The sequence below is a fragment of the Aeromonas sobria genome (assembly GCF_000820145.1).
GTDB lineage: Bacteria > Pseudomonadota > Gammaproteobacteria > Enterobacterales > Aeromonadaceae > Aeromonas > Aeromonas sobria.
Genome location: NZ_CDBW01000035.1, coordinates 91,584 through 118,415 on the forward strand (window position 1 = coordinate 91,584; position 26,832 = coordinate 118,415).

General features: G+C 58.4%; 30 protein-coding genes. 18 read left to right on the forward strand and 12 right to left on the reverse strand.

The genetic code is table 11. The features are described 5' to 3' along the window. Entirely contained in the window at positions 1–918 is a 918-nt protein-coding gene (gene rihC / locus BN1135_RS16030; RefSeq protein ID WP_223290149.1) for a ribonucleoside hydrolase RihC, read from the reverse strand. Between the two features lie 16 nt (positions 919–934). Then, a complete protein-coding gene (locus BN1135_RS16035; RefSeq protein WP_042022860.1) occupies positions 935–2,737 on the reverse strand; it encodes an adenine deaminase in 1,803 nt (600 codons plus the stop codon). A 134-nt stretch (positions 2,738–2,871) separates the two neighbouring features. Between BN1135_RS16035 and BN1135_RS16040 the strand changes: the two genes are divergently transcribed. From BN1135_RS16040 to BN1135_RS16060, 5 genes are all read left to right on the forward strand, one after another. Next, positions 2,872–3,810: a LysR family transcriptional regulator gene (locus BN1135_RS16040; RefSeq protein ID WP_042022941.1), complete on the forward strand. Its 939-nt coding sequence runs from the start codon at positions 2,872–2,874 to the stop codon at positions 3,808–3,810. Positions 3,811–4,098: 288 nt separating this feature from the next. Further along, on the forward strand, positions 4,099–4,581 hold the full coding sequence (locus BN1135_RS16045; RefSeq protein WP_042022861.1) for a YMGG-like glycine zipper-containing protein: 483 nt from the start codon (positions 4,099–4,101) through the stop codon (positions 4,579–4,581). Positions 4,582–4,964: 383 nt separating this feature from the next. Beyond that, positions 4,965–5,309 carry a DUF2956 domain-containing protein gene (locus BN1135_RS16050; protein ID WP_042022862.1) on the forward strand — a complete coding sequence of 115 codons (345 nt, stop codon included), beginning with the start codon at positions 4,965–4,967 and terminating at the stop codon, positions 5,307–5,309. A 144-nt stretch (positions 5,310–5,453) separates the two neighbouring features. Continuing rightward, complete coding sequence (locus BN1135_RS16055) at positions 5,454–5,789, forward strand: hypothetical protein (RefSeq protein ID WP_042022863.1); 336 nt, start codon at positions 5,454–5,456, stop codon at positions 5,787–5,789. A gap of 113 nt (positions 5,790–5,902) precedes the next feature. After that, entirely contained in the window at positions 5,903–6,772 is an 870-nt protein-coding gene (locus BN1135_RS16060) for a tetratricopeptide repeat protein (RefSeq protein ID WP_042022865.1), read from the forward strand. Between the two features lie 104 nt (positions 6,773–6,876). Here the strand turns inward: BN1135_RS16060 and BN1135_RS16065 are convergent, their stop codons facing one another. Further along, a complete protein-coding gene (locus BN1135_RS16065; RefSeq protein ID WP_042022867.1) occupies positions 6,877–8,283 on the reverse strand; it encodes a sigma-54-dependent transcriptional regulator in 1,407 nt (468 codons plus the stop codon). A 149-nt stretch (positions 8,284–8,432) separates the two neighbouring features. Next, positions 8,433–9,236 (reverse strand): FKBP-type peptidyl-prolyl cis-trans isomerase, encoded by an 804-nt coding sequence (gene fkpA, locus BN1135_RS16070; RefSeq protein ID WP_042022868.1) that lies wholly within the window; start codon positions 9,234–9,236, stop codon positions 8,433–8,435. Positions 9,237–9,354: 118 nt separating this feature from the next. Between fkpA and BN1135_RS16075 the strand changes: the two genes are divergently transcribed. Together BN1135_RS16075 and BN1135_RS16080 are read left to right on the forward strand one after the other, a co-directional pair. Beyond that, positions 9,355–10,323, forward strand: coding sequence for a WD40 repeat domain-containing protein (locus BN1135_RS16075; RefSeq protein ID WP_042022869.1), 969 nt, complete (start codon positions 9,355–9,357; stop codon positions 10,321–10,323). Positions 10,324–10,337: 14 nt separating this feature from the next. Next, entirely contained in the window at positions 10,338–10,553 is a 216-nt protein-coding gene (locus tag BN1135_RS16080; protein WP_042022871.1) for a SlyX family protein, read from the forward strand. 100 nt (positions 10,554–10,653) lie between these two features. Here the strand turns inward: BN1135_RS16080 and BN1135_RS16085 are convergent, their stop codons facing one another. Both BN1135_RS16085 and BN1135_RS16090 read right to left on the reverse strand, forming a co-directional pair. Then, positions 10,654–11,295, reverse strand: a complete 642-nt coding sequence (locus BN1135_RS16085; protein ID WP_042022873.1) for an FKBP-type peptidyl-prolyl cis-trans isomerase — start codon at positions 11,293–11,295, stop codon at positions 10,654–10,656. Positions 11,296–11,437: 142 nt separating this feature from the next. Next, positions 11,438–11,641, reverse strand: a complete 204-nt coding sequence (locus BN1135_RS16090; RefSeq protein WP_042022874.1) for a YheV family putative zinc ribbon protein — start codon at positions 11,639–11,641, stop codon at positions 11,438–11,440. Between the two features lie 39 nt (positions 11,642–11,680). Between BN1135_RS16090 and BN1135_RS16095 the strand changes: the two genes are divergently transcribed. From BN1135_RS16095 to BN1135_RS16105, 3 genes are all read left to right on the forward strand, one after another. Then, the gene (locus BN1135_RS16095) at positions 11,681–12,337 is read left to right on the forward strand and encodes a hypothetical protein (RefSeq protein WP_042022876.1); all 657 of its coding nucleotides are present in this window, start codon (positions 11,681–11,683) and stop codon (positions 12,335–12,337) included. Positions 12,338–12,492: 155 nt separating this feature from the next. After that, positions 12,493–13,392, forward strand: a complete 900-nt coding sequence (locus BN1135_RS16100; protein WP_042022878.1) for a chemotaxis protein — start codon at positions 12,493–12,495, stop codon at positions 13,390–13,392. A 64-nt stretch (positions 13,393–13,456) separates the two neighbouring features. Continuing rightward, entirely contained in the window at positions 13,457–14,461 is a 1,005-nt protein-coding gene (locus BN1135_RS16105) for a hydrolase (protein ID WP_042022881.1), read from the forward strand. Here the strand turns inward: BN1135_RS16105 and BN1135_RS16110 are convergent. Beyond that, a complete protein-coding gene (locus BN1135_RS16110; RefSeq protein ID WP_042022882.1) occupies positions 14,397–15,572 on the reverse strand; it encodes a GGDEF domain-containing protein in 1,176 nt (391 codons plus the stop codon). The two genes, BN1135_RS16105 and BN1135_RS16110, sit on opposite strands and share 65 nt — an antisense overlap. A gap of 89 nt (positions 15,573–15,661) precedes the next feature. Here BN1135_RS16110 and BN1135_RS16115 point away from each other — a divergent pair, with 89 nt between their 5' ends. Genes BN1135_RS16115 through BN1135_RS16125 form a run of 3 tightly spaced genes read left to right on the forward strand, consistent with a single transcriptional unit; the run spans position 15,662 to position 17,358 of the window. Beyond that, positions 15,662–15,886 (forward strand): YheU family protein, encoded by a 225-nt coding sequence (locus BN1135_RS16115; protein WP_042022884.1) that lies wholly within the window; start codon positions 15,662–15,664, stop codon positions 15,884–15,886. 52 nt (positions 15,887–15,938) lie between these two features. After that, positions 15,939–16,808, forward strand: a complete 870-nt coding sequence (locus tag BN1135_RS16120) for a phosphoribulokinase (RefSeq protein WP_042022886.1) — start codon at positions 15,939–15,941, stop codon at positions 16,806–16,808. Between the two features lie 16 nt (positions 16,809–16,824). After that, positions 16,825–17,358, forward strand: a complete 534-nt coding sequence (locus tag BN1135_RS16125) for a DUF4136 domain-containing protein (protein ID WP_042022889.1) — start codon at positions 16,825–16,827, stop codon at positions 17,356–17,358. A 124-nt stretch (positions 17,359–17,482) separates the two neighbouring features. Here BN1135_RS16125 and BN1135_RS16130 read toward each other — a convergent pair whose 3' ends face one another. Beyond that, a complete protein-coding gene (locus BN1135_RS16130) occupies positions 17,483–17,779 on the reverse strand; it encodes an MliC family protein (protein WP_042022892.1) in 297 nt (98 codons plus the stop codon). Positions 17,780–17,839: 60 nt separating this feature from the next. Further along, complete coding sequence (locus BN1135_RS16135; RefSeq protein WP_042022895.1) at positions 17,840–18,244, reverse strand: OsmC family protein; 405 nt, start codon at positions 18,242–18,244, stop codon at positions 17,840–17,842. Between the two features lie 327 nt (positions 18,245–18,571). Between BN1135_RS16135 and crp the strand changes: the two genes are divergently transcribed. Next, complete coding sequence (crp, locus tag BN1135_RS16140) at positions 18,572–19,210, forward strand: cAMP-activated global transcriptional regulator CRP (RefSeq protein ID WP_042022897.1); 639 nt, start codon at positions 18,572–18,574, stop codon at positions 19,208–19,210. Positions 19,211–19,337: 127 nt separating this feature from the next. Beyond that, the gene (locus tag BN1135_RS16145) at positions 19,338–20,138 is read left to right on the forward strand and encodes a putative RNA methyltransferase (RefSeq protein ID WP_042022900.1); all 801 of its coding nucleotides are present in this window, start codon (positions 19,338–19,340) and stop codon (positions 20,136–20,138) included. A 176-nt stretch (positions 20,139–20,314) separates the two neighbouring features. On the opposite strand, the gene BN1135_RS16150 is transcribed toward BN1135_RS16145, so the two are convergent. Beyond that, the gene (locus BN1135_RS16150; RefSeq protein WP_042022902.1) at positions 20,315–21,652 is read right to left on the reverse strand and encodes an MATE family efflux transporter; all 1,338 of its coding nucleotides are present in this window, start codon (positions 21,650–21,652) and stop codon (positions 20,315–20,317) included. A 155-nt stretch (positions 21,653–21,807) separates the two neighbouring features. Here BN1135_RS16150 and BN1135_RS22220 point away from each other — a divergent pair, with 155 nt between their 5' ends. The 3 genes from BN1135_RS22220 (at position 21,808) to BN1135_RS16160 (ending at position 24,710) form a co-directional block, all read left to right on the forward strand. Beyond that, complete coding sequence (locus tag BN1135_RS22220; RefSeq protein ID WP_157774558.1) at positions 21,808–21,972, forward strand: hypothetical protein; 165 nt, start codon at positions 21,808–21,810, stop codon at positions 21,970–21,972. 24 nt (positions 21,973–21,996) lie between these two features. Further along, on the forward strand, positions 21,997–22,680 hold the full coding sequence (locus BN1135_RS16155) for a glycerophosphodiester phosphodiesterase (RefSeq protein ID WP_042022904.1): 684 nt from the start codon (positions 21,997–21,999) through the stop codon (positions 22,678–22,680). A gap of 152 nt (positions 22,681–22,832) precedes the next feature. Further along, on the forward strand, positions 22,833–24,710 hold the full coding sequence (locus tag BN1135_RS16160; protein ID WP_042022906.1) for a methyl-accepting chemotaxis protein: 1,878 nt from the start codon (positions 22,833–22,835) through the stop codon (positions 24,708–24,710). 240 nt (positions 24,711–24,950) lie between these two features. On the opposite strand, the gene BN1135_RS16165 is transcribed toward BN1135_RS16160, so the two are convergent. Together BN1135_RS16165 and BN1135_RS16170 are read right to left on the reverse strand one after the other, a co-directional pair. Continuing rightward, positions 24,951–25,907: a D-2-hydroxyacid dehydrogenase gene (locus tag BN1135_RS16165; RefSeq protein WP_042022907.1), complete on the reverse strand. Its 957-nt coding sequence runs from the start codon at positions 25,905–25,907 to the stop codon at positions 24,951–24,953. A gap of 153 nt (positions 25,908–26,060) precedes the next feature. Beyond that, positions 26,061–26,825 (reverse strand): DUF3530 family protein, encoded by a 765-nt coding sequence (locus tag BN1135_RS16170; protein WP_042022909.1) that lies wholly within the window; start codon positions 26,823–26,825, stop codon positions 26,061–26,063. Positions 26,826–26,832 lie beyond the last annotated feature (7 nt).

The window sequence follows — 26,832 nt, forward strand, 5'->3', positions numbered from 1 at the left end:
TCAGATGGCGCGGGCAAGGGTCTCCATGCACCAGGCTCTGAATCCGGGCACGTCGATATCGAGGCACACCTCGGCGTTGGGCGGCCGCTTGAGCCGGTTGTTGATATCCACCGAGGTGGTGCCCAGGGTGTGCTCGCCCCGGGTTTCGATGGCCACATGGCAGGCCTGGGTGGTGAACAACTCGGGGCGCACCAGATAGGCGATGGCGCAGAGATCGTGCATCTTGAGCCCGGTCTGCATGCTGCCGCCGCGATAGTGGCCAAACAGGGCGTGGAGCACGGCGCCGGTGCGGTTGAGGGCTGGCAGCATCGCAATCATCTCGCCGGTCAGGGTCGCCCGGCTGGTGACATCGAGCCCGCACATCACAATGGGCAGGCCGCTGCTGAAGACGATGTGAGCCGCCTCCGGATCCACGTAGATGTTGAACTCGGCATTGGGGGTGTGGTTGCCCCGGCCAGCCGAGCCGCCCATCAGCACGATCCGCTCGATCTTCTCCCGGCACTCGGGGTGCAGGGTGAGCAGCAGGGCGATATTGGTCAGCGGCCCGATGGGCACCAGCGTCATGGGGTGTTCGCTGGCCAGCAGGGTGGCTTTCATGGCTTCGACGGCATGTTCCGGCAGCGGCTGTTGCTGCGGCTCGGCAAACTCGTAACCGTCGAGGCCGGAGTGGCCATGGATATGGCTGGCATTGTCGAGGGGGCGCACGAGGGGCTGGCTGGCCCCCTGTGCCACCGGCACCTTTTTGTCGAAAAAGTGCAGCAGGCGCAGGGCGTTGCGGGTGGTCTTGCTGACATCGACGTTGCCAGCGACCGTGGTGATGAGCGCCAGCGCGACCCCGGGGTGAAAGAGGGCGGCGGCGATGGCAACGGCATCGTCGATGCCGGGGTCGGTATCCAGAATAATGGCGACAGGGTTCACTCTGTTCTCCTCGATGTTAATCGGCTTGGCTGGCATCGGCGTGGGGCCAGCTGCAGATGAAGGGGTTGACAATCTCGCGGGTCAGGCCGTCGGTGAGACCGAGATCGGTCAGATGGGGCCCCGCATTGCAGGCGAGACAGGTTCCCTCGATGGCCTTGAAGACCCGGTAGGGGGGCTCCCACTCCACCACCCGGCCGCTTACTTCCCGCAGGGCGTGGAAACTGGCCGCCAGCTCGCTGGCTGGCAGGTCGGAGAGCATGCCCGCGATGGGCATGGCGACGTGGGCCAGCACCTCACCCTGCTGAACGACCGCCATGCCGCCTCCGCTGGCGATCAGGGTGTTGGCGGCCAGCATCATCTCTTGTGGGTCGCGCCCCAGCACCACCAGATTGTGGGAGTCGTGGGAGTAGCTGGTGGCGATGGCCCCCTGCAGCTCGCCCCACCCTTCCAGCAGCGCCAGCCGGGTGCCCGCCTGATGGCGGCCGTGACGGTGTTGCACCGAGATCAGGCTAAACCCCTCCGGCACAATCACCTGACCATCCCGAACCTCAACCTCGGTTTCGCTCCACTGGGTGAAGCGGGCCCCCTTGATGGTTTTGAAGCGGGCACGTCCCGCCGCCAGTCCGGGCACCCGAATGACGAAGTCTTCCAGCGTGCGCAGGGGGATCTGCATGGTAGCGCGCGGCGCCTGGCAGCCAGCGACAGGCTTGGAGGGGGTGAGAATGGCTCCATGGTGGGCGACCCGCTGGCCGCCGCTGTAGACCCAGAGCGGGTTAAGATCGATGAGATTGTCAAACACCACCAGATCGGCGCAGCGACCTGCGGCAACCAGCCCCAGATCGTTGCGTTTCAGACGGATGGCGGCATTGAGAGTGGCCATCCGCAGCACATCGGGCACCGCCAGCCCCAGCTCTGCCAGCAGTTTGACCAGCGCGATCATGCCCCCCTTTCCCAGCAGCATGTCGGGCGGCACATCGTCGGTACAGAGGGTGATTTGGGAGGAGAGGTGGGGCAGCTGTTTCAGCGCCGCGACGATCTCCGGCAGCAGGTAGGGGTGGGAGCCGCGCAGTTGCAGGGTGAGCCCGGCCCGCAGCTTCTCCAGCGCATCGGCTGCCGAGGTGAGCTCGTGATCCGAGCTAACCCCGGCGGCCAGATAGGCTTGCAGCCGGTTGCCGCTTAGGCCCCGGGCGTGCCCTTCAATCAGGGCGTTGCGTTGCAAACCGGCGTGCAGGATGCCGGTCATTCGCTCGCTGCCGCCCAGCACCCCTTGCATGTCCATCACCTCGGCGATCCCCGCGACTTCCGGCCACTCCAGCATGGTCGCCATCTCGGGGCCATGAAACTCGGCCCCCGACATCTCGAGGCCCGGCGTCGAGGGAACGCTGGAAGGGGCGGCGCAGATCACCCGCAGCGGCAGGTTGCGGCTGGCGTCGATGGCGTAGCGCACCCCCGCCAGCCCGAGCACATTGGCCAGCTCGTGGGGATCCCAAAAGATGGTGGTGGTGCCCTGCGCGACCACCACATCGGCGTAGCGCTCCGGCGTCAGGTGGGAGCTCTCCACATGGACATGGCTGTCGATAAGCCCGGGCGAGAGATAGGCACCGGCCAGATCGTGGATCTCGCTCGCCTGCTGGCAGGTGCCGACCGGATGAACGCTGGCGATCAGCGGGCCGACCAGCCCCACATCGGCGGGGCGGATCTCGCCGGTCACCATGTCGATCACCTTGGCGTTGATGAGCAGCAGATCGAAGGGGACTTCACCGAGGGCCGCCTGCACGGCGCGGCGGCGCAAGTTGAGGGATGCATCTTGTTCACACATGAAGGAGATGGCCTAGCAAGGGGAATAATGGGCACACTTTAGGGAGGGGATTGGCTCGTGCATAGCGCAAAGAATTTATAACTGGATAAGAAAGGGTTATGCTGCTGCAAACGTTTTCTCTGGTTGTCCCTTCCATGTCTGAACCCTGGCGCCGTTTGCCTGCGCTCTCTCTCAAGCAGATCCAGTATTTTGTCACCCTGGCCCAGCTGCGCCACTTCACCGAGACGGCCAACCAGATGGCCATCAGTCAACCCGCCCTGAGCAGTGCCTTGCGCCAGATTGAATCAGTGCTAGGCGGCAAACTGTTCCATCGTACTGCGCAGGCGGTCACCCTCACCGAGCAGGGAGAGGCGATCCTGCCCCACGCCAAGGGGCTGCTCAATGTGGCCCACGCCGCTTTTGCCGATATGCAGCAGGTGATGGCCGAAGGGGGCGATGGTACCCTGCGTATCGGCTTGATCCCGTCGGCCTGCGCCCTGATGTTCCCGCTGGCGGCCGCCCGCTTGCAGCAACAGTTTCCGGGTTTGCGGGTCGAGTTTCAGGATCACACCAATGATGGCCTGCTGCTGGCGCTGGCCGAGGGAGCGCTGGATGCGGGGATTGGCGTGCTGGATGGCGAGTTGCCCGACTCGCTGGAGGTCACGCCGCTGCTGGACGATGCGCTGGTGGCGGTGGTTAACCGGCAGGACATGCTGGCAACGGAGGATGTCATCAGTTGGCAGCAACTGACCCACCGCGATATCGCCCTGTTTGCCAGAGGTAATGTCAGCCGACAGGTCAACGGGTTGGCCCAGAGCCAGTTGCCCGGGCTCAAGCCCAGATACACCACCGACTATGTCGAGACCCTGCACGGTCTGGTGCGTTCGGGATTGGCCATCGCCATTCTGCCAAGGCTTTACACCACACATCTGTGCGATCCCCAGCTCAAGGTGGTGGATTTGCATCAACCGCTGCTGAGTCGCTCGCTGGCGCTGATGTGGGCGAAAGGACTCTCCCGATCGACCCGCATTGATGAGGGGCGCGCCCTGCTGCGCAACACCATCATCGAACAGCTGGGCAGCCAGCACTCCTGAGATTGTGCTACCCAACCCCGCGCTGGTGACAGGAGCTGTCCGATCGCTAGCTGTCGGGGCGGGGCTGCGACAGCCTCCCGGCCCTGCCGGGGGCCGCGTCATTCCTGTGAAATGAAATTTTTCTTGTGGTTATTCAAGTGATTGAATTCAATCTCTCGGGTCATTCCTGAAACCGGGTTTCAAGCGAAGAGCTACCTACCGCAATCCCCCCACTGGCGTGCCGCCTGCCGGTTTGTATAGTGCAGGTTAATAGTGCAGGGAAATTAATCAGGTTTGACAGGAGTATCTATGGAGATGAATAGCGGTGGCATTCGCGCGCTGGCTTTGCTGGGGGCGTTATTGCTGGGCAGCACGGCGGCACACGCCTCCGAGACCCTCAACACCATTCTCGGTGGCGGGGCGGGGGGGGTGGCGGGCACCATGATCGGCAAGGAGCTGGGGGGTGATACCGGTGCGCTGGTGGGGGCCGCCTTGGGCGGTGCTGCCGGTGGCGCAGCGACGGCCAACAAGGGCAACAAGAATGAAGCGGCCCTCGGCGGCGCGGTGGGGGCGCTTGGTGGCGCCGCCATTGGCAAGAGTGTCGGCGGTGATACCGGTCAGTTGATCGGGGCCGGGGTCGGCGGGGCGAGCGGTTCGGCCATTGGCGCCAAGACCGGTGATGGTCACAAGAGCCAGGATCGCTATTACGATGATGACGATGATCATCACCATCATAAGCACCACAAAAAGCACAAGAAGCATAAAAAGCACGGGGGGTACCATGATGACTAATGCCGCCTGGTTGCGTGTAACAAAGTGAAAGAGTGGGGCGTCGGCCTGTCTGAGATAGATAGCTCCCCACCTTGGTGGGGATGTTTGTCACATTGCGGGGCGCTGTTTCCTCCCCATCCTGTCTGTATTTCAACTCGCGCCCTTGACCTGAATGGTGGGCCATCCCCTATTTACCCCATCTGGCCGACAACCTATTGGCATATGCAAACCTGTTGGGCCCATGTCTGCTGCTTGTGGCATCTGGGTATCTAGGCAGCTGGGCTTGTGGATTGTCAGGGGAGGGGCTGCAGGCCGTTAGCTATGGGGGGGGTGAGCAAGAGGCAGGCCTGAATGCGCAGCTTTTATGGCATACTCCCCAGCCAGCCATGCCGAGGAGATAATTGATGGCCAAGTATGACAAAGTTTCCCCCGAGACCCAGCAGGAAGCGGTGAAGATTGCCCGTGCCAACCAGAAGCCGGGGCAGACCAAAGAGCAGACTCAACTTATCGCGCAAGGGATCCAGAAAGGCATCGATGAGTACAAGAAGCAGATGAAGGTGCGGGCCCGTGAGGCGAGTCGCCAAAAGAAGCTGCAGAGCAAAGCCAAACAGTCACAGGGCACACCACTGCCAGAGGATCAGGACGACCAGATCGAATTGGTAGAAGTGACTCGTCAGCATCCACTGCCATGGGTCTTGCTAGGGCTGAGCTGGTTGGGTTTTGCCGCAGCCTGGTTCTGGCGCAGCTAAAGCGCCCGGTAGCAAACCTTTGCCCGGGATCCTCTTCACAGCCCGGGCCCGGGCTGCTGGTCATCATCCGCGAAGAGTGCTTAAATCCCGCGCCTGTTGTGCCTGCCCCCGATTTTCAGACGACTTGTTTTCAGGAAAAATGTTATGAACCCCGCACCGCTCTATTTGCTGGCCCCTTTTGTGTTGTTTCTGGTGACCATGCTGCTCTATCGCATCTCGCCGCTGCGCGCGGTCGCTGCCAGTGGAGTTCGCTGGTTTATCCTGCCCGCCTTCACCCTGTTTATTTTGTTGATCATCATCAATGGTGCGGCCGATCCCGCCTTGCGCAATCCGGCGTTCCATTGGCTGATGCCGGGGCTTGGCTTTGCCCTGAGCCTGTTTCCGGCGCTGCCCAAGGCGCTGGTGCCCCGTCTCGCCATCAAGGAGGGGGTCTTTGCCGCGCTCGGCCTGATGTTGATGAGCCTGGCCATGGTCTACTGACCGGCTGACCACTGCTGTTGACATGACTCAAGGGGGGCTCTGTGACGCGCCCCCCTTGTACAAACAATGGCCTGCAGGCATCTTGGTGAAAGGATCGCTAGCCAGGAGGCCAGATGGACAATCCGCCCGATTTCATGGCGCAGTGGGATTATCAGGATCCCGCCGCCACCGCCCTGCGTTTTCACGCACTGCTTACTGAGGCGCGCACCGCCGCCGACCTGCAACTCGAGCTGGAGTTGCTGACCCAGATCGCCCGCACCCATTCGCTGCAACGCCAGTTTGAACAAGCTCACCAGCTGCTCGACGAGATCGCACCCCGGCTCGGCGACGCCACACCAAGGGCCAGAATCAGAGCCCTGTTGGAGCGGGGTCGCACCTTTAACTCGGCAGGTGACAAAGCCCGTGCCAGAACCCTGTTTGAACAGGCATGGCAGCTGGGCCTCAAGGAGAAGGAGCTCTATCTCGCCATCGACGCCGCACACATGATCGCCATCGCTGGGCCGCTTGAAGAGCAGAGCCGCTGGCATCAACTGGCGATGGAGCTGGCGGAGCGCAGCAGCGATGAGAAGGTGCGCGGCTGGCTGGCCACGCTTTATAACAATCAGGGCTGGACCCTGTTCGAACTGGGCCGCTTTGATGAAGCCAAAATTCTGCAACAGAAGTGTCTGGCCTGGCATCTGCAACACAACAATCCTGCCAAGGCCTTTATCGCCCGCTGGAGTCTGGCCCGGCTGACCCGAGTCAAAGGTCTACATGAGGCTGCGCTGGCTGAATTGGTGCAGCTCAAAATCGACATGACAGAGGCTGGCGAGCCTGAGGATGGCTATTTGTTTGAGGAGATGGGTGAAAACGCGCTGGCACTGGACGATCCGGCAGCGGCAGAATATTTTGCCCGCGCCTGGTTCCTGCTATCACGGGATGGCTGGCTCAAGGCCAATGAGGCGGAGCGACTGGCTCGCCTCAAGCACCTCGCTAAGCTCTGAGTACCCCGAAAATAGAGAGAGCGGCTCGCGCCGCCCCTCACTTGCTTCAATGTCATTATGCTCTGGATCGATTCCGCTCAGGCACCAGGGATAGTGCCGCTCACTCAGGTCAGGCTGGCCTCTTCCCAACCTTGCTTCTTGCGATAGATGGTGGAGGGGCTGATCTCCAGCAGCGCCGCCGCCTTGGGAATATTGCCGTCACAGCTGGCGATGGCCTGTTCGATCACCTCTTTTTCCACTATCCAGAGCGGACGGATCGGCCCGCTTGCTGCCCCATTGACAACCGGAGTCGATGCGACCGCCGCGGCAATTGCCGCTGGCAGTTGGGGACGAACCCCATTGAGCGGTGGTGGCAAAATATCTGGGCTGACCAGCTCTTTGTCGTTTAGCACCACGATATTGCGCACCACGTTCTGCAACTCGCGGACGTTGCCGGGCCAGGGGTAGTCGATCAGAACCCTTGCCGTGCTGGGGTCGAAATCCTTGAAGCGCTTGTTCTCTTCTTTGGCGTAACTCTGCAACAGGGTGCGTGCCAGCAGCAGAATATCTTCACCCCGCTCCCGCAGGGCTGGCAGGCTGAGGGGAATAACATGCAACCGGTAGTACAGATCTTCACGGAAACGGCCAGCCTTGACCTCCACCAGCGGGTCACGATTGGTGGCGCAGATAAAACGCACGTCGACGGTTTCAAGTTTGCCGCTGCCGACCCGCTGCAGGGTGCCGGTCTGGATAAAGCGCAACAGCTTGCTCTGTAGGTCCAGATCCATCTCGCAGATCTCGTCCAGAAACAGGGTGCCGCCATCGGCCAGACTGGCTGCTCCTTTACGATCCCCCTGAGCACCGGTAAAGGAGCCTTTCACATGGCCGAAGATCTCGCTCTCCATCAAATCGTGGGGAATGGCGGCGCAGTTGAGGGCGATAAAAGGTTGATCTCGGCGGGGGCTGCACTGATGAATCGCATCGGCGCACACCTCTTTGCCGGTACCGCTCTCACCGGTAATAAAAACGGTCGCTTTGCTGGGCGCCGCGCTCTCGACGATACGATAGACCGCCTGCATCGGCATAGATGCGCCGATAAAGCCGAAAAATGAGCTGCGCTCGAAGTTCTCCTTATAGTGGGCGACCAGCGAACTTAACTGTTGATGCTTCAGGGCATTGCGAACGGTGGCACAGAGCCGCTTGCTATCGAATGGCTTGGTCAGAAAATCAAAGGCACCCAGGCGCATCGCCTCCACCGCCACATCGACCGAGCCGTGGGCGGTGATCACCACTACGGCGCAAGGCAGCTGTTGTTCGGTGATCATCTGCAGAATATCCATACCGGACATATCCGGTAGCTCCAGATCGAGCAGCACCACGGGCGGTGGGCTGGTCTGCAACTGTGCAAGCGCCTGCTGGCCGCAGTCGGCCAGTAACACCTCATACCCCTCCAGCCGCAGGTACTGTTCATAAACTACCGCCAGACTTCGGGTATCTTCCACCAGTAGAACACGCGGTTTGTTTTCAGCCACTGGAGTCATCCTTGTATTTGATTTTGCGATCTATTTTGTCTGCACCAGCGTTCATACCCAACGCAGGGAAACCCTGTTATCTCGCGATTATAAGGCATATACAAGTAAAAACGGCTCCCTAAGGAGCCGTTTTTACTACAGGTATTTCATTACTTCTTGGCGTCGTCAGCGGCCGGCTTTTCAATCGCCAGCAGCTCTACGTCAAACACCAGCACGGCGTTTGCCGGGATGGAGCCTGCACCGTGCTCGCCATAGGCCAGCTTGGACGGCAGGAAGAACTTGAATTTGGAGCCAACAGGCATCAGCTGCACGCCTTCAGTCCAACCCGGGATAACCTGGTTGAGCGGGAAGGTAGCTGGCTCGCCGCGATCGACGGAGCTGTCGAACTTGGTGCCATCGGTCAGGGTGCCGGTGTAGTGAACCTTGACGATATCGGTGGATTTCGGCTTGGCACCATCACCCATCTTCTCGACCAGATATTGCAGGCCGGATTCGGTGCTCTTCACGCCCTCTTTCTTGGCGTTGGCAGCCAGATACTCGTCACCTTTTTTCAGGTTATCAACAGAATCTTTCTCAGCCTTGGCCTTGGTCAGTTCGTTGATTTTGGCATCGTAATCTTGCAGTACTTTCTGGATCTCTTCGTCAGTCATCTTGGCTTCTTTACCCAGACCGTCGGTCACCCCTTTCAGGATCACGGCGTTCTCCAGCTTGATGCCCAGTTCCTGCTGACGCTCCAGGGTGTTAGCGATATAACGACCCATGGAGAGGCCAATTGCGTAGCCGGATTGCTCTTCAAAGCTCTTGGCTTCAGCCTTGGTGCCCTCTGCAGGCTTGCTGGCCTCTGCCTTCACTTCGGCGGTATTGGCCGCAGCAGGCTTCTCGTCTTTTTGGCAAGCAGTCAGACCGACGGCAACCGCCGCAGCCAACAGGGACACCTTCAGAAATTTGTTCATCAGTTTCTCCAAACTCCAAATACCGCTCTCGGTTTCATCGTGAAATGAGAGGTTTATCGTGATAAGCGCCTTATACTAACGCCGTGATCGCAGGTAACAAAAGCATGAGACCGCAAAAATGATAAAAAGTGCTATTTATCTGGTGAGCCTCTGTTTAATGCTCACTGGTTGCGAGCAGAGCTCCCAACCCAGCCAGCAATTGACCCTTGCCAGCACCGGTCTGCTGACCGCCGATCTGGCCAGTGACGGCAAGTTGGCCATCGTTTCCAGCATCAGTCAGGGCATTATTGTCTGGGATCTCGAGCAGAACCGCCAGCGCTGGCGCTGGAAGCAGTCTGACTCGCCGGATGATCTGGTTTTCATTACCCGTTTCTCCGAAGACAATAGCCATGCCATTACCGCAACAACTGACACCTTTGCCACCTGGCGGTTACAGGATGGACGATCCCAAGGTTACTACTCTCTTCCTGAATCCAAGCTGAGGGATATTGCGCTATCTGCCAACGGGCGCTACGTGCTGATCGGGCGGGAAGATGGTAAAGCGGAATGGCTCGATACCCAAAGTGGCCGTCGCCTGCAATTTCTGGGGCATACCGAGCAGATCAATACGGTGGATCTGTCGGCCAATGGCCGCTACGCCCTGACAGGCGGTAATGACTACAGCGCCTATTTATGGGATACCCGCAGCGGTCAGGTTATCTGGCGCTTTAACCATGGTGGCCGGGTGGTCATGGCCAGGTTGGAGCCGAGCGGTCGCTATGCCTTCACCGCCGACAGCAGCCGGGCCAGCATCTGGGATCTGAAAACCGGCAAGGAGGTGAGCCAGCTGCAATACGATCACCGCTTCGAGGTCTACACCAGCGCCCGCTTTGCCAACGACGGCAAGTGGCTGATCACCGGCGCCCCTTCCCGCCAGCTCTCCCTGTGGCAAGTGAGCGATGGCGCCCTGCTGCAGCGCTGGCGCGTCTCGCCGCAACCCAAGGTGAAACCGCCCAGTGCAGTGGTCTATGGCGTCGCTTTGCGCGACAATAGTCACTTGATCAGTGCCAGTTCCAGTGGGCTGGCCGAAATCTGGACAATCAAGTAAGGACCCGAAGGCCCATGAGTCAGCAACTTAACGATCGCATCGAAACCCTGGAAACCCGTCTCGCTTATGCGGAGTACACCGTAGAGCAACTTAATGGGGAGGTGACGACCCAGGGCCGTGAGCTCGACCGGCTCAAATACCAGATCCAGCTGCTGATCGACAAACTGCAAAGTGTACAGCCCAGCCAGATCGCCAGCATGGCCGAAGAGACGCCGCCACCGCACTACTGATCAGGCCATTTCCGTTGTCAGGCAACCTTGCCAATCCCGGTCGCCAGCCAATAAAAAACCCGCGATAATCGCGGGTTTTTTATCATCAGCGTAGCTGTGATCAGTGTTGATGGCCCTTGCCACCACAACCGCCACCACCGCAGCAACCGCCATGGCCCTTTTCAGCGCCGTGATCGTGGCCGTGGTCATGACCGTGACCTGCACCGCCACAGCAGCCGCCATGCTGGTGATCATCGTGATCGTGATCATGACCATGACCATGGTCGTGACCGCAACCTTCATCGCCATGGACATGGCCATGTGCCAGCTCTTCAGCAGTGGCAGCGCGCACGTCCTGGATCTCGACCTTGAAACGCAGCGTCACGCCCGCCAGCGGATGGTTGCCATCTACCTTGACGAACTCTTCCGAGACTTCAACCACGGTGACCGGACGGTGACCGTCATCGGTTTCAGCCACGAAAGTATCCCCTTCGGAGACTTCCATGCCATCAAACAGCTCACCCGGCACTTCTTGTACCAGAGTCTCGTCATACTCGCCGTAAGCCTGGGCGGGGGCCAGGGTCACTTCGAATGCTTCACCTACCGCGCGACCTTCCAGCTCGGCTTCCAGGCCAGAGACCAGGTAACGAGTGCCGTGCAGATAGACCAGCGGCTCTTTGCCAACTGTGCTGTCGATGACTTCACCGTGCTCGTCGGTGACTGTGTATTCCAGCGTAACCACGCTCAGAGGAGCTACTTTCATGTCAGGATCCTGCGGATAGAAAAAAACGGGCTCAGAATACCTTAAAAAATGAGCCGCGCATATGCCATGGCTGGCGCAATAATGTTGAAAAAAACGGCATAAACGGCAGAGGTGAGTCTCATTCCGGTAGTCGTAGTGGCTATTACGGGCGGAATACCCCGATCACCTCTTCCGCCTCGCGGGTCAGGCTGTCGACCTCGGCAGGGGTTTGCACCTGGGTATCGCCACAGGCGACGCAGGTCACCTTCTCGACTCCATGCTCCAGATACAGCATCATGTTGTCCAACTTGCCGCACGCCGGGCAGACTGCACCGGCAATGAAGCGTTTTTTACGTCTGGTTTCCATTTTTGTTACCTCCAGGCAGCATCATATCAGGGTTTTTACATGCATCATGCCATCGAATACCACCATTTTTCTTGCCACGGCTTGCAGGCGGGCAACCGCAAACGGACCCCGGTCGGGCAACTGTTGCGGATAACCCGGGGCGCCGCGCTGCTGAGACTGGGCCAGCATGAGCTGTTGTTGCCCACAGGTCGTTGCTTCTGGCTCTGCGCCGATGCCCTCGCCGCGTTCAGCCCGCTCAGTGGTTGCCACTACGATCAACTGAGCGTCTCGCTGCGGGTTGAGCAACCGCAACAGGCCGGGTGGTTGCAGACTACCCCTCTGCTCGATGCGCTGCTCGATTCGCTGGCCCAGTGGCAGCGGCCACAAGAGTGGCAGGGGATATATGGTCAGCGGCTTCAGGTGATCCTGGACGAGCTGCAACAGTGCACCATTAGTCAGCAAGGGGAGCCGAGTTTGCAGGCATGCTGGCAAGCGCTGGCCAATGGCAGGCCAGAGAGCCTGCAACTGTGGGCACAACAGGCCGAACCGCCAGTAGAAGGGCTTGCTCTGCAACAGCAATGGCAACTGCTGCAGGCACTCAGACTGCTCAAGGGCGGCAGCAAGCCAGCCGTGGTTGCCAGCAAGCTGGGTTATGCTGATGAGGGGGCGCTGCAAGCCGCCTGCCAGCAATGGGGCGTTAGCGGGAGTGGCGAGTAATCGCCGGCTTGCTCGGCTATCGCGCCAATTTAATTAGCTGAACTAGTTCAGTTTTTTGCCAAGTGGTCGTTAACAAGGAAGGGTCACGCCCCTGTGATCCTATATGCTAGCGGCCCGAAGTGAGTGCCAACGTTTTGACCAACAGGACATCTGCCATGACGAGCAAAGCCAATCAATCCCAGGGCATGTTGCTGTTTCATCTCTCGACCAAACAATCCTTTGCCATCGGCACCCTCAAGGTGAAGGAGATAGTGCCTTATACCCGGCTGACTGCGCTTCCTCATTCGCACCCCACTGTGCTGGGGGCCGCCAACATGCGTGGTGCCACGATTCCGGTGATTGATATGGCGATGGCGGTGGGTTATCGCCCGGTCAGTCAGGAGGAGATGGCGCATTGCTTCATCATCATTACCGACTGCCGCCGGACGCTGGTGGGTTTTCTGGTGCGGGGTATCGACAAGATCACTGAGTGTAACTGGCGTGATATCGAGTCGCCCCCAGCCGCACTCGGCCACAATGTCTTCGTGACCGGGGTAACCCGAGTCAATGACCAGCTGATCCAGCTGCTGGATGTGGAGCTGATCCTCTCCCGGGTCTACCCGGACGATCCCAGCCACCTCTATCCGGTGTTGACCGATGTGCAGCGGGAGCGGATCAAGCCGATGCGGATCCTGCTGGTCGATGACTCTTCCGTCGCCCGCCGTCAACTGATGGCCGCCCTCGACTACATCAATATCCCCTATGAGGTCCGCTCGAACGGTAAGGATGCGTTGAGCCTGATGCAGGAGCGGGCAAGTCAGAAGAGTCCGATAGACATTCTGGTCAGCGATATCGAAATGCCAGGGCTCGATGGTTATGAATTGGCGTTTGAGGTGCAAAGTGATAGCAAGCTGGCGGGTGCCTACATCATTTTGCACACCTCGCTCTCCAGCGAGATCAGCGTCGAGCGGGCCCACCAGGTGGGGGCCCATGAGGCGCTGACCAAATTTGAGGCCAACGAGCTGGTTCAGGCCATGTTGCGTGGTGCCGAGCATCACGATCGTCTGCTGCAATAATGCGGCGGCTATCTGGCGGGAGACGCGATCCTCTTGCCCATTTTAACCAAAACAGACTGAAATCATGCTGACCGAGAGCCACTTCCACGCCCCCTGGTGGGCCCGCAATCCTCATCTGCAGACCATATTGCCCAAATGGCTGCGCCGCATGCCAGCCCGCTTTGTGGCCGAGCGGTTTGAGCTGCGGGAGGGGGATTTTGTCGATCTGGCCTGGAGCGGCGAGGTAAGCGCGGATGTGCAGCCGCTGGTGGTGGTGTTCCACGGGCTTGAGGGGAGCATTCATTCCCACTATGCCAAGGGACTGTTTGCCCACCTGCAGCAAGAGGGGAGGGAGGCGGTACTGATGCACTTTCGCGGTTGCAGCGGCGAACCCAATCGTCATTTGCAGGCCTATCACTCTGGCGCTATCGGTGATGCGCAAGAGCTGATCGCCGAGCTGAGCCTGCGCTTCCCGGGCAAACCACTGATCGCCATCGGCTTTTCACTTGGCGGCAATATGTTGGTCAATCTGTTGGCGCGGGCCTGCCCTGAAGCACTGAAGGCGGCAGTGGTGGTCTCGGCCCCGCTGCAACTGGCCAGCTGTGCCGAACGGGTTAATCAGGGCTTCTCCAAGGTCTATCAGAACTATCTGCTGCGCACCATGCGCCGTAATCTGCTAAATAAAATCAGCCGCCAGCAAAAAGCAGGCGAACGTTGGCAGCCAAGGCAAGTGGAGCAGATTGCCACCCTGCGGGAGTTCGACGAACAGGTCACAGCGCCGCTACATGGCTTTCGCAATGCCAGCCACTACTATCAAAGCTGTTCAGGCCTGCCCTTGCTGCGTCAGATCCCCATCCTGACCCTCATCATTCACGCCGCGGATGATCCTTTCATGTCACACGCTGTCATCCCCCGGTCGGAACAGTTGTCTCCCATGGTGCGCTATGAGCTGAGCCAGCGTGGCGGCCATGTCGGCTTTTTGCACGGCACCCCCTGGCGCCCCCGATTCTGGCTGGATGAACGGATCAGCCGTTGGCTGGCTGAGTGTCTGACTGAGCCATGCGATAGCAGTTGCGCCCTTCGGCCTTAGCCTGATAAAGAGCCCCATCGGCCCGGGCGATGACCCGCTCGAGCGATTCTCCATTTGTCCACAAGGCGATCCCCTGGCTCACGGTGACATAGGGTGCCACACAAGAGTAGGCATGGGGCAGGGAATGGCGCGCCAGCGCCGCAGCAACACGCTGGGCCACTGTCTCGGCAATGTTCAGGGTAGCCTTCGGCAATAACAGCACGAACTCCTCACCGCCGTAACGGGCGACCAGATCGTCCTGACTTCGTACCACCTCACGCAGACATTCAGCGACACTTACCAACACTTCGTCGCCACGTTGATGGCCATAGCCATCGTTCAGCTTTTTGAAAAAATCCACATCGAGCAGGATCACCGCAAAGGATTGATCCTGCAGCATGGCCTGCTTGATCGTACGCTCTCCGACCAGGTTGAAGTGGCGACGATTGGCCAATCTGGTGAGCGGGTCTTGCTTGGCTTGACCATCCAGCTGGCGGGCTAGCTCCAGATTCTCGTACTCCCGGGCAACTGCCAGCACGAACCAGTCGTACAACATTCGTCGCCCCGTCTCCAGCAACAGCACCAATCCGACTACCAGCAAGACATGCATGGCAAGAAACGGAACCTTTACGGTCAGGGGTTCGATAAGCAGATAGAACAAAGGGGGAGCCATAAAGCAGTAACAGAGGCTTTTTTCGCAATAAAAGGCGATCAGGGAGGTCATCAACAGCAGACTGAGGGACATAAAGGCCAGGCTAAAGCCTCCTCTCACCTCGGTCACTGCGGTGGCATAGCCCACCATTGCCCAACCTGTCCCCCACAACAACGCATAGACCCGCAGGCTATTTAGCCACTCTCGCCCTGGTCTGTGCTGTAGCAACCAGCGTAGCAACGGATAAGTCAGATTGGCGGCCGCCATGATCCATAACTGCCACTCATAGCGCCAGGGCAGTTTGTTGTCGATCACCAATTCGGCGTTCTGGTAGACATAAAAGCGGGCAAGCAAGAAGATGCTGCCTAGCAGATTGGCCACCCAGAACCAGCGGATCCCCTGGCTCAATGCCTGACGGCGAATGCTCCATAGATGGTCGTCGAAATCGGCAGCTTGCGAGCGAAAATGAGCAGAGAACATCTCAGATCCTACCAAAAAACATATAAACACCTTGCGCTCGATGGTCACAGATAGAAAATAGCGCCATTCTGGCTAATAGAACTTCCATCATGATTATTCCCTGGCAAGAACTCGACGGCGACACCTTGACCAACCTGATCGAGCAATTTGTGCTGCAAGAAGGCACCGAATATGGTGAACAGGACGTATCACTCGAGGTCAAAGTAGACGCGGTGCGATCGCAATTACAGCAAGGCAAGGCGGTTATCGTCTATAGCGAGTTGCACGAATCGGTCAATATCGTAGTGAAAGATCGTTTTATCGAGCAATCTTGACCAACTTGCGCCCCTGATCTTATAACGACACTCCCAAGGAAGAGAGAATTCTATGTCGGCCAAGCATCCCATTATTGCAGTCACCGGCTCCTCCGGTGCCGGCACCTCCACCTCCACCAACGCTTTTCGCTCGATGTTTCATCAGTTGGGTTATACAGCGGCGGTGGTAGAAGGTGACAGTTTTCACCGGTATACCCGCCCGGAAATGGATGTGGCGATCCGCAAGGCGCGCGAGCAGGGGCGTCACATCAGCTATTTTGGCCCCGAGGCCAATGACTTCGGTTTGCTGGAGAATTTTTTCCAGGGCTATGGGCAGGATGGCAATGGCCAATATCGCCGCTATCTGCACAGCTTTGACGAGGCGGTGCCTTTTAATCAGATGCCCGGTACCTTCACCCCCTGGCAGAATCTGCCCAGCAACACGGATCTGCTGTTTTATGAAGGGCTGCACGGCGGCGTAGTCACCGAGGATCACAATGTGGCGCGCCACGTGGATTTTCTCATCGGCGTGGTGCCCATCGTCAACCTGGAGTGGATCCAGAAGCTTATTCGCGATACCTCGGAGCGGGGCCACTCCCGGGAGGCGGTGACCGACTCCATCGTTCGCTCCATGGATGACTACATCAACTTCATTACCCCGCAGTTTTCCCGCACCCATATCAACTTCCAGCGAGTGCCGACGGTAGATACCTCCAACCCCTTCAGCGCCAAGGTGATCCCGAGTCTGGACGAGAGTATGCTGGTGATCCGGTTTCGCGGCATCAAGCAGGTCGATTTCCCCTACCTGCTGTCGATGATCGATGGCTCTTTCATCTCACGAATGAACACCATTGTGGTGCCGGGTGGCAAGATGGGATTTGCGATGGAGTTGATCCTGCGCCCGCTCATCCAGCAACTGCTCGAAACCGGAAAAATAACCTGATTCAAAGGAGTTCATGATGCGGTTTGCTTATCTTTCTGTGGCGCTGCTTGCCCTGCTGGGCGGGTGCAGCAGTGGGCCATCGGCCCCCACGCTGGAATCGGGCACCATGGTGGTTCGTCCGATCAGTGACTGGACGTTTGGCGCCACACCGCGCTACGCCCTGGCTGAGCAGTATCAGTTCGCCGGCGAACACGCTGAAGGCTGGCTGGAGCCGATGCAGCAAGCAGTCAGTCAACAACTTGATGGCAAGGGATGGCGCAGTGTGCCCCTTGAGGAGGCCGACCTCTGGGTGGCTATCGGGGTCGCGGGGGGCAAAGATATCAGCGATGGCGAGATTTTCTCACGTCTGGGCATGACGCCGGGGATTGGAGCATCTGCCAGTGGACGCAAGGGCACGCTGGCGATCGTGTTGCTTGACCCTCGCAGCAAAAAAGCGGTTTGGAGCAGTGCGATTTCCCTTGCCAGCGAGGCAGCCATCGCCGAGGGGCAGCGCCAGCAGCTGAGTCAGCAACTTGCCGCTGAATTACTGGGGGCCTTGCCTACCCGATAAGCCATATACATGGCACTCATCCGGATCAAGATAAAAAAGCGGCTTGCCATCTGGCAAGCCGCTTTTTTTGACGGGACGCTTGTGGTCAAAACAAGGGCGCCGCCTCAAGGGAGAGTGCATTCATCTATTTACGGGTACAGGTCAACAAGGTGACCTCTTTTTGGGTCAGCGTGGTCTGTTTCTCCTGATTCCAGAAGGTGGTCACGCTGTCAGAATATTTCTCGCCAGACTCCGACTCGACTCGAGCAAGCTTGTGGTAAACCCCGTTGTAGGGGAACTGCACCATGTCAGCCTGGGCATCATAGGTCACGGCTAACAGCTCTTCACCACACTGATACTGGTTATATTGATACTGGGTCGGCTGTGGGCTGGTACATGCCGCCAGACCCAGTAGAGGAAGTAGGGCTATCAATTTTTTCATTGCACTTTCCTTATGTAATGGCCTAACGCCATGGCTTTTCCACGTAACAATTATCAGTTATCAGGCTTCAAGAATTTGATAACTATGGGTAATTTGTACCGCTTTTTCCAGCATCAGGGAAACAGAACAGTATTTTTCCATCGATAGCGTCACAGCTCTGGCAACCTGCTTCTCTGCCAGCCCGGTGCCGGTTACCACAAAGTGCAGGTTAATTTTTTCAAAAACGCGCGGGGTGCTATCTACCCGTTCACCGTTCAGTTCTACGTGGCATGCGGTCACTGATTGACGTGCTTTTTCGAGAATGGAGACCACATCAATAGAGCTGCAGCCACCCACCGCCAGCAGGATCATCTCCATCGGGCTCACCCCTTCTCCCGGATTAGCGCCATCCAGAGTCACGGTGTGACCGGATTCGCTCTCACCGATAAATTTCATCCCTTCCACCCAGCTGACTTTGGCTTTCATCTTGTTCATCCTGTTGCTTGTTATGGCGTGTTCATTATGTCCCTAGCATACCCCAGCTATCGAACCGGTGGCATCTCTGCGCCTGATGCTCAGAAAGCGACGAGTTGGGAGGGAAATAGATCAAAATCAACATCTGTTACCGCCATCTTCCCTAGAATGACCCACGCAGCGCAGCAGGCATTACTCAAAGGGCTCTTTCAAAAGCCCGCAAAGCCTTGTCAGCACAGACAAAGGCTCTTATCCTACTGCGACTAATACAAGGAATGGCAAGATTGGCAGCTTGCCCGGACGCACAAGTCCATAAAAAGACACTACAGAGGAATTCTCATGGTCATTGGCAAACCGCAAAGCGATCCCACCCTGGAATGGTTCTTGTCGCACTGCCACATTCATAAGTATCCCGCCAAGAGCACCCTGATCCATGCGGGTGAAAAAGCGGAGACCCTCTATTACATCGTCAAGGGTACGGTGGCCGTCTTGATCAAGGACGATGAGGGCAAAGAGATGATCCTCTCCTATTTGAACCAGGGCGACTTCTTGGGCGAAATGGGGATGTTCGAAGAAAATGACAATCCTGAGCGTTCTGCTTGGGTGCGTGCTAAGGGCTCCTGTGAAGTCGCAGAGATCTCCTACAAGAAGTTCCGCCAGTTGATCCAGGTCAACCCGGATATTCTGCTGCGTCTCTCCGGTCAAATGGCCAAACGCTTGCAACATACCAGCCAGAAAGTGGGTAACCTCGCTTTCCTGGATGTGACCGGCCGGATCGCCCAGACCTTGCTCAACCTGGCTACCCAGCCAGATGCCATGACCCATCCGGATGGCATGCAGATCAAGATCACCCGTCAGGAGATCGGCCAGATTGTCGGCTGTTCTCGTGAGACTGTGGGCCGCATCCTCAAGATGCTGGAAGAGCAGGAGCTCATCTCTGCCCATGGCAAAACCATAGTGGTTTTTGGCACCCGCTGATTGTTGAACCAATGACCGGATAATGGTCTTGGGATCAAAAAGGCTGCTACGGCAGCCTTTTTGGATCCTCTCCCCTATAATCCCGAACGCCCTTCCCTGTACCATGGCGTCAGCCAAGAGAGTTTGTATGCATCTTCAATGCCCCCGTTGCCGCAGTCCGCTCCATCTTCATGAGGCCTCTCAAGGCCGCTATTGCGACAACAAACACCACTTTGATCCGGCTCCGGAAGGTTATCTGGATCTGATCCCCGGTAATAAAAATCCTAAAGACAGCGACAGCCGTGCGCTGATGCGCGCCAAACACCACTTTTTGGAGCAGGGGCACCAGCTGCCACTGGTCGAGGCAATGGTGGGTCTGCTCTCCAACCTGCCCGAGCAAGAGCTGATCCATCTGGGCTGTGGCGAGGGTTACTATTGCCGTGCGCTGGCTGCACGCCTGCCCGGTTGGCAGTTTAGTGGCATCGATATTGCCAAGAACACCATCTTTGCTGCCAAAAAGGCCCAGCCAGAGAACCAGTTTGTCATTGCCGATCCTGCCCGTGCCCCGTTACAACCGGGTAAAGCACAGGTGTTGCTGGTCAATGACCTCAAGGTCAAGAGCGAACTGCTGGCGGACTGGTTGGCCCCAGGCGGTTACCTGCTCTATTTGCAGCCGGGTCCGCGTCATCAGTGGCAACTGCGGGTCAGCCTCAACCCGGTGAGCATGGAGCATCCCCTGAGTTGGCCCACTTTGCCGGGGCTGACTGCAATGGGGCAACAGCGCTGCCAATTCGCTCTGCAGATGGATCAAGCCCTGCGCAGCTTTATTCTGGAAACCAGCCGTCTTGGCTGGCGAGCCACTGGCGAACAACGCCATGCCTTTATCCAGCAAGGGCCGGATGAACTGGAACAGGATCTGCTGCTGACCTTGTGGCAAAAGCCGCTCTGATAGCATGAAAAACGGCCCTGTTTTGTTGAAAACAGGGCCGTTTTTGTGCCTAAGAGAATATGTTATCGATGGATGCTGACGATGGCTTGCGCCATGTTTGGCGACACATTCCCCCGACGAACCGGCATCCCTTATATGAATGTGCAGGGTGTTACCCGCCCTGCACATTCATCTATCTATCCGGCCAATGGGTGTGCCCTTGACTCCTTGCGCATCGCCCGCCACATCACCAGTACCAGCAACGAGCTGCAAGTCGGTAGCGCCAACCAGACGCCGGGTACCCCCCACAGGGTCGAGAACCCCCACAAGAAGCCACCGATCAGCACCAGCTTGCCGCCGGTGAGCAGTGAAGCGATGCGCGCACGGTTGATGGCCTGGAAATAGGTGGCCCCCACCAGCAGTAACCCTTCCATCGGCAACCCCCAGAAATAGAGCCAGATCCCGAGGCTAGCCACCGGCAGCAAGGTTGCGTTGTCACCGGCAAACAGATAAACCGCGCCTTCCGGCCATAGATAGAGCGGTATCATGGCGCACAGGGCGATCCCCAACGTCACCCCGAGGGCCAGATTGCGCACCCGCAACACCCGCTGCCAGTGACCCGCCCCGGCGTTAAAGCTGGCGATGGGCTGGATGCCCATGGCGATCCCCTCGAACACCAGATAAAAGAACGCCTCGGTGTAGCTGATCACCCCGTAGGCGGCCACATGCAGCGAAGTACCCACCGCTAGCAGCGCCTTGTTATGCAGCGCCAGTACCACCGAGAGGTAGAGGTACATCAGAAAGCTCGATACCCCGAGTCGCACCGTTTCGGCCATCAGCGTGAAATCAGGGCGCAGGGTGTCCCAGCTGATCCGCAGCTGGCTGTGCGGCGTGAAGAAGTGCCACAGACAGGCGAGGCCGGTGACGGCCTGGGAGATCATGGTGGCCGTTGCCACCCCGGCCAGCCCGAACGGGAACACCACCATCAGCAGATAATCGAGCCCCACATTAAGTAATCCTCCTACCACCATGATGATGGTGACAAACCCGGGTCGGCCATCGTTGCGCAGCAGTGAGCTGAATGCCATCGACAGCACCGCAAACACCCCGAGCCAGGCGTAGGCCTGCAGATAAGCAAGACCTGCCGTGAAGATCTCCCCTTCCGCCCCCATCCAGGCCAGCATGGGCTCGCCATAGCGGACCCCGATAAAGCTGAGCAACGCCGAGGCCAGCAGTACCATCACCAGCGCATTGCCGACGATATGGCGGGCTTTGGCCGGGTTGCCCTGCCCCAGATAAAAGGAGACCAGCGACGAGGCTCCCATGCCGATCAGGGCCCCCACCGCATAGAGCACGGCGCAGATGGGATAGGCCAGCATAAGACCGGCCATGCCATCCTGACCGAGCAAGTGGCCAACGAAGATGCCATCGATGGTGACATAGATGCCGGTGATCAGCATGGCAGCCACGGTCGGGGTTACGTAACGCCAGAAAAGGCGAGATAGTGGGGCAGTGCCCAGATCAACAGCTGACATGTTCGGCTCAGTGGAGGGAAAGCGGCGAGGATAATAGCGAAACAGCGCAATAACTGCCTGTTATTTATGTTATGAATCATTAATGTAGACGGCTTTACCCGTCTCCCTGAGCTGTTTTAGGCTAGGGCCACCTCTTCTGAATGGAAACGAGCCTCATGTTGCAACGCCAGCTCACCCTCCTGTTGCTCTCTTTGGTGTTAATGTCGCCAGCGGCACAAGCCGAAACCCTGTTGCAGTGCGTGCCCAAGAGCAATACCCCGGAAAATCAGAAGCTGTACGAGAGCTATCAACAGATTGACATTCACCTGAGCCGCGGCTGACCCGCGAGGTAAAAGGAGCGGAATATGCAGATTATTGCCCACCGTGGCGCCAGCGGTCTGGCACCGGAGAACACCCTCAAGGCGATGGCCAAAGCGCTGGAGTTGGGAGCGCCAGCTATCGAGATCGACGTGCAGGCGGCCGATGGCGAGTTGTGGGTATTCCACGATCGGCGGTTGGAACGCTGCAGCAACGGCAAGGGGGTACTGACCGAACAAGCTCGCGCTTATCTGGAGCAGCTCGATGCCGGTGAGGGGGAGGTGATCCCGACCCTGTGGCAGGTGATGGAGATCATCGCCGGACGCTGTGAACTTCACATTGAGCTCAAGGGCGCTCATACCGCCGACGCGGTGGCAGCCCTGACCCTGCGGGCAGAAACAGAGCTCGGTTTTGCTGCCTGTCAGTGGGTGGTCTCCTCCTTCCACCACCCTGAGCTGGCCCGATTTGCTGCTTTGCGGCCCGATATCCGGCTCGGCGCCCTGACCGCCAATCTGCCGTTTACACTGGCGCAGTTTGCCGAAGATCTGGGGGCCTGGTCACTCAATTGCGATGTGGATTTTGTCGACCGGATGCTGGTTGAAGATGCCCATAGGCGCGGGTTAAAGGTGCTGGTTTATACCGTTGATTATCCTGAGGATTATGAAATTCTCGCCAGCATGGGGGTCGATGGAATCTTTACCAATCGACCTGATCGTTTGCTGGTGCCATGAGGGCGCGATACACATATGGATAAGCACTGATTTAGGCACTAACTTTAAATAGCAGTTCGGGATACAAAAAGTTCAACAACGGCCGATAGCTACTGGCTCATAACAATAACTTGCACATACACACTCTGACTGACGCTCACAAGGATGTAACCATGAACTTATCCATAAAAAACAAGCTGGTCCTTGCGATAGGGATCATCATTCTGGTGATCACCGGCCTGCAAGTCTGGTACAACACCACGCAACTGCGCAGTGAAACCCAGCGTCTGGTCTGGAACATCATTGACGAAAGCTCCATGGCCAATGTCAAGGGAATCTCCCGCTGGGTCGACTCCCGGATCAGCATAGTCAGCACCACCAAGGAGGCATTCGCCAAAGAAGATGAGCCCATCAGCCATCTGGCCCAGTCGATGAGCGCCGGTGGCTTCGATCTGGTCTATGCCGGTACCGCAGATGGCAAGATGATCCAGAGCAACCCCACCAACCTGCCCGCCGGTTATGACCCCCGTCAACGCCCCTGGTACCAAGATGCCATGGCGGCAGGCAAACTGGTCATCACGGCGCCCTATGCCGATATCTCCAGTGGCCAGTTGATCGTGACCATTGCCGAGCCGTTTCAGCGTGGCAACACCCAGGGAGTCATCGCCGGTGACGTCTCTATCAGCGCTCTTATCTCGGATATTCTGGCGGTCAGCTCCGAAGGGACTTATGCCATTCTGGTAGACAGCAATGGCACCATTATCGCGCACCCTGATGCCTCCCTGAGCTTGAAACCCGCCACTGCTCTGGCACCCGAGTTGACCGCCTCTTACATCAACCAGATTGCCCATGACGGCATGATCAACGAGCTGGTGATCAGCGGCAAGAAAGAGGTCTTTGACTTCAACGCGATCCCTAATACCAGCTGGTATTACGGCATGATGGTGGATGAACAGACCGCCTACCAGTCGGTACGCAGCATGGTCACCTCCTCCCTCATTCAGGGGCTCATCACCATACTGATCGTGGCTGGCTTCTCCTATGTCGCCATCAACGGCTCGCTGGCCCCCCTGAAAACCTTGGGCGAGGCGATTGCCGATCTCTCCCGTGGCAACGGCGATCTGACCCGCCGCATCAAGATCGAGCGTGAAGATGAGGTGGGCGCCGTTGCCAAACACGTCAACACCTTCATCGACCGGATCCATGTAATGGTGCAGGATATCTCCAACTCCTCCGGTCAACTCAACCAGCAGGCCAAGTCCTCCCACAGCATGGCGGAGAAGGCCAATCAGGGGCTGGCACGCCAGCAAAACGAGATCTCCCAGATCGCCACTGCGGTACACGAAATGTCAGCCACTGCGGTCGAGGTAGCCAGTAACGCTGAGCAGACAGCAGATGCGGCTCGCTCGTCTTCTAGTAGTTGTGAGCACGGCAAGCAGGTGATCGCTCGCAATCAGCGCTCCATCACTGATCTGGCGACCCAGGTAGAGCAGGCCTCCAACATCATTCAGGAATTGGAGAAGAACGCTCAGGAGATCAACACCATCCTTTCTACCATTCAGGGCATTGCCGAGCAGACTAACCTGCTGGCATTGAACGCGGCGATTGAAGCCGCCCGGGCGGGTGAACAGGGTCGTGGTTTTGCGGTGGTCGCCGACGAGGTGCGGGTATTGTCACAGCGTACCCACAGCTCCACCGTCGAGATCCGCAGCATGATCGAGACTCTGCAGCGCAACACCCAGGGGGCTGTCAGCACCATGCACGAAGGGCAACAGCTGGCACAAAACAGTGTGGATGATGCCAACAATGCCACCCATGCGCTGGAGCAGATCACCACCTCGATCAACCAGATCTCCGACATGGCGACCCAGATCTCCAGCGCGGCTGAAGAGCAACGGGCCGTCACCGATGAGGTCAGTCGCAACATTCAAGCGGTGAAAGATGTGTCCGACGAACTGGCGGTAGATGCGGACAGCTCCCGTCATCTCTCTGAACAACTTAAAAATATTTCGGGGGAGTTGAGCAATCAGGTCGGCATGTTCCGTATTTAACACTGATAGCCAGTGGCCTGTTGGCCCGGCTCTTATACAAAAATCCCCGCCTTGTCCGGCGGGGATTTTTTTGATCTGCAGATCATGTTTTAGTGCGGGTTCGTTCAGGGGCTAAGCCTTCACCCTCACTTGCACCTTCATCTGGATGCCACGCTTTGCTCTGATACGCTGCGCAGGGTGAGCAGATGCAAATCCGTTGACCTGGGGGGCGCTGCTGGATGCAGATTGCAGCGCTGTGGTTCAGACCAGCCGGTGCTGGCGGCGACCGGCAGCGAAAGCGTTGATGTTATCGATCAGTTGATCGGCCAAGCGCTGCATCGACTCCTCGCTGGCCCAAGCCACATGAGGGGTCAGAATGAAGTGGGGGTATTGCAGGGCCTTCATCAGCGGGTGATCGGGGGGCGGAGGTTCGACACTCGCCACATCGAAGCCTGCGCCACCGAGCTGGCCATTGGCCAACGCTTGCAGCAGCGCCTCCTCATCCACCAGTCCACCGCGGCCGACGTTGATCAGCAAAGCCCCCGCTTTCATCAGCCCCAGCTCCCGCTCGCCAATCAGGTTGCGGGTGTAGGGGGTGAGCGGGCAGTGCAGGCTGATCACGTCCGAGCTTTGCAGCAGTTCATCGAGGGGCAGGCGATCCTCATCGTGGCTGGCGCCAACCTGACTCTGGGCGTAGCGCACCGTCATCCCCATCCCTTTGGCACGCTCGCCAAGCGCTTGGCCAAGGGTGCCCTTGCCGATGATGCCGATCTGCTTGCCGTGCAGATCCATGATGTTGTGGTCGAAGAAGCAAAATTGGCCGCTCTGTTGCCAGCGCCCTTCCAGCAGCGACTGGCGCCAGCAGAAGAGGTTGCGCGACAGGGCCAGCATCAGCGCCATGGCGTGCTCCGGCACCGAGGGGCCCGAGTAGTTACGGATGTTGCACACCCCGACGTTGGCGGCGTGGCATGCTGCCAGATCCACGTTGTCACTGCCGGTGGCAGCCAGTGCGATAAGCTTGAGCTCCGGCAATTGAGCCAGCTCTGCGGCACCGATCCGCACCTTGTTAATGATGGCGATGCTGGCATCTTTCAGCCGCTCCACCACCTGTTCCGGGGCGGTACGCGGATAGCTCTGCCAGTGGTGGGGGAAGTCTGGGTGATGCAGGGTGATGCCCGCATCCAGGGTATCGCTGTCGAGAAATACGATTTGCTGCATGGACCTGCCTGCCATTTTTCCGGATCGAGGGGCCATGATGCCAAAGAGCCGACCATCAGGGCCAGCCCGCACCTGCGTTATGACTGGGCTTTATCCGGCAGATGTGAGCTTGCGCGCGCTTTGGCGCCTGATGGTTGCTGCGGTGGGGTCTGCTTAGAGCCAGCCCAAGTGATTGAGCCACCCCTGAATGCGGGTGGGGGTCTCCTCCAGTTCCATTAGCGCGTAGGGGCGATAGTTGAGTTTGTGGCTGCGCCGGCTCTCGCTTCTACGGGCCTCTGCGGCTAAGAGTGGCCAGCGGCCGCCATCCTCCTGATAGAGATCGAGGGTGGGGATGGCAGCCTGCGCCACCTGTTTGGCCAGCATCTGATTACTCTGCTGATTGGGGAAGAAGCCGTCGAGCAGCACCAGCGCATCGGGGGCGGGCAACTGTTCGCTGGCGATGAGATTGGCAGTCCAGGCGGCGCCGGTGCCTTGCGCCAGGATCAGCTTGAAGCCCCCCTCTTGCAGCTTGGCATCGGCCAGCTTGCTGATCCGCTCGGCAAACTGCTTGCGAAATTCGTCGCTGTTTTTCGCTTTTTTCTCGGCGGCGGGGTCGAATTCGGCCTGCTGGGGGGAGGGGAGCAGCAGCAGGGTATCAAAGCCCAGCTGGCCAAGGGTGCGGGTCAGTTGCCACAGCTGGCCGCTGCGCTGCCAGTCTGGCAGCAAAATGGCCAGCCCCAGATAGTTTTCACTGTCGTGTTTGGCAAACAGCACAGTCTGCTTGTCGATCTGGGTGGCATCGGGCAGCCCTTTCCAGTCGCTGGCTTGCCAGTGATCGAGAGGGAGTGGTGCAGCGACGGGGGGGGTGACTTCGCTCGCTTGCGTCACGTTGCCAGCCAGCAAGGTCAATAACAGCAGTGATAAGGATAATCTGGCCATAGTATGC

Bases quoted from the DNA above. Each gene is read 5' to 3' on its own strand.
- BN1135_RS16035 (WP_042022860.1), bottom strand. From the start codon at position 2,737: ATGTGTGAACAAGATGCATCCCTCAACTTGCGCCGCCGCGCCGTGCAG.
- BN1135_RS16040 (WP_042022941.1), top strand. From the start codon at position 2,872: ATGTCTGAACCCTGGCGCCGTTTGCCTGCGCTCTCTCTCAAGCAGATC.
- BN1135_RS16045 (WP_042022861.1), top strand. From the start codon at position 4,099: ATGGAGATGAATAGCGGTGGCATTCGCGCGCTGGCTTTGCTGGGGGCG.
- BN1135_RS16050 (WP_042022862.1), top strand. From the start codon at position 4,965: ATGGCCAAGTATGACAAAGTTTCCCCCGAGACCCAGCAGGAAGCGGTG.
- BN1135_RS16055 (WP_042022863.1), top strand. From the start codon at position 5,454: ATGAACCCCGCACCGCTCTATTTGCTGGCCCCTTTTGTGTTGTTTCTG.
- BN1135_RS16060 (WP_042022865.1), top strand. From the start codon at position 5,903: ATGGACAATCCGCCCGATTTCATGGCGCAGTGGGATTATCAGGATCCC.
- fkpA (WP_042022868.1), bottom strand. From the start codon at position 9,236: ATGAACAAATTTCTGAAGGTGTCCCTGTTGGCTGCGGCGGTTGCCGTC.
- BN1135_RS16075 (WP_042022869.1), top strand. From the start codon at position 9,355: ATGATAAAAAGTGCTATTTATCTGGTGAGCCTCTGTTTAATGCTCACT.
- BN1135_RS16080 (WP_042022871.1), top strand. From the start codon at position 10,338: ATGAGTCAGCAACTTAACGATCGCATCGAAACCCTGGAAACCCGTCTC.
- BN1135_RS16085 (WP_042022873.1), bottom strand. From the start codon at position 11,295: ATGAAAGTAGCTCCTCTGAGCGTGGTTACGCTGGAATACACAGTCACC.
- BN1135_RS16090 (WP_042022874.1), bottom strand. From the start codon at position 11,641: ATGGAAACCAGACGTAAAAAACGCTTCATTGCCGGTGCAGTCTGCCCG.
- BN1135_RS16095 (WP_042022876.1), top strand. From the start codon at position 11,681: ATGCATCATGCCATCGAATACCACCATTTTTCTTGCCACGGCTTGCAG.
- BN1135_RS16100 (WP_042022878.1), top strand. From the start codon at position 12,493: ATGACGAGCAAAGCCAATCAATCCCAGGGCATGTTGCTGTTTCATCTC.
- BN1135_RS16105 (WP_042022881.1), top strand. From the start codon at position 13,457: ATGCTGACCGAGAGCCACTTCCACGCCCCCTGGTGGGCCCGCAATCCT.
- BN1135_RS16110 (WP_042022882.1), bottom strand. From the start codon at position 15,572: ATGTTCTCTGCTCATTTTCGCTCGCAAGCTGCCGATTTCGACGACCAT.
- BN1135_RS16115 (WP_042022884.1), top strand. From the start codon at position 15,662: ATGATTATTCCCTGGCAAGAACTCGACGGCGACACCTTGACCAACCTG.
- BN1135_RS16120 (WP_042022886.1), top strand. From the start codon at position 15,939: ATGTCGGCCAAGCATCCCATTATTGCAGTCACCGGCTCCTCCGGTGCC.
- BN1135_RS16125 (WP_042022889.1), top strand. From the start codon at position 16,825: ATGCGGTTTGCTTATCTTTCTGTGGCGCTGCTTGCCCTGCTGGGCGGG.
- BN1135_RS16130 (WP_042022892.1), bottom strand. From the start codon at position 17,779: ATGAAAAAATTGATAGCCCTACTTCCTCTACTGGGTCTGGCGGCATGT.
- BN1135_RS16135 (WP_042022895.1), bottom strand. From the start codon at position 18,244: ATGAAAGCCAAAGTCAGCTGGGTGGAAGGGATGAAATTTATCGGTGAG.
- crp (WP_042022897.1), top strand. From the start codon at position 18,572: ATGGTCATTGGCAAACCGCAAAGCGATCCCACCCTGGAATGGTTCTTG.
- BN1135_RS16145 (WP_042022900.1), top strand. From the start codon at position 19,338: ATGCATCTTCAATGCCCCCGTTGCCGCAGTCCGCTCCATCTTCATGAG.
- BN1135_RS16150 (WP_042022902.1), bottom strand. From the start codon at position 21,652: ATGTCAGCTGTTGATCTGGGCACTGCCCCACTATCTCGCCTTTTCTGG.
- BN1135_RS22220 (WP_157774558.1), top strand. From the start codon at position 21,808: ATGTTGCAACGCCAGCTCACCCTCCTGTTGCTCTCTTTGGTGTTAATG.
- BN1135_RS16155 (WP_042022904.1), top strand. From the start codon at position 21,997: ATGCAGATTATTGCCCACCGTGGCGCCAGCGGTCTGGCACCGGAGAAC.
- BN1135_RS16160 (WP_042022906.1), top strand. From the start codon at position 22,833: ATGAACTTATCCATAAAAAACAAGCTGGTCCTTGCGATAGGGATCATC.
- BN1135_RS16165 (WP_042022907.1), bottom strand. From the start codon at position 25,907: ATGCAGCAAATCGTATTTCTCGACAGCGATACCCTGGATGCGGGCATC.
- BN1135_RS16170 (WP_042022909.1), bottom strand. From the start codon at position 26,825: ATGGCCAGATTATCCTTATCACTGCTGTTATTGACCTTGCTGGCTGGC.